The organism is Janthinobacterium foliorum (assembly GCF_978021625.1).
The window spans coordinates 1-413 of sequence record NZ_CDXDQE010000063.1; the positions used below are offsets into that span (position 1 = coordinate 1).

1 protein-coding gene is annotated in these 413 nt (G+C 65.1%); it reads left to right on the top strand.

All coding sequences use genetic code 11. The features are described from left to right. Positions 1–413: IS1595 family transposase (locus ACZ92H_RS29490; protein WP_465051978.1), on the top strand; the 413-nt coding region annotated here is incomplete at both ends.

Genomic DNA, 413 nt, shown 5'->3' on the forward strand with positions numbered 1-413 from the left:
TGGCTCGCCTGCGGCATAAATCGCTGTGGCTCGGTTATGCCGACTGCCTGCTCGATTCCCGCTCGGTACGCCAGGCAGCCAGCCAATTGGGCGTGCACCGCAACACCACGTTCCGCTGGCGCCACCGCTTTTTAGCCCTGGCAAAAACGGACCGGCCGCATTGCCTGCATGGCATCGCCGAGGCCGACGAACTGTATGTGCTGGAATCGCAAAAGGGCGCGCGGCATCTGACGCGTCCGGCGCGCCGCCGGGGTGGCCATGCCCGCCAGCGTGGCATTTCCAGTGAGCAAGTCTGCATCCTTGTGGCGCGCGACCGCACGGGGCAAACCCTGGCTTTCGTCACCGGACCAGGCGCGCTGACGACGGCGCAGCTGCATGACTGCTTGTCTCCCGTCATCGACAAGGATGTCTTG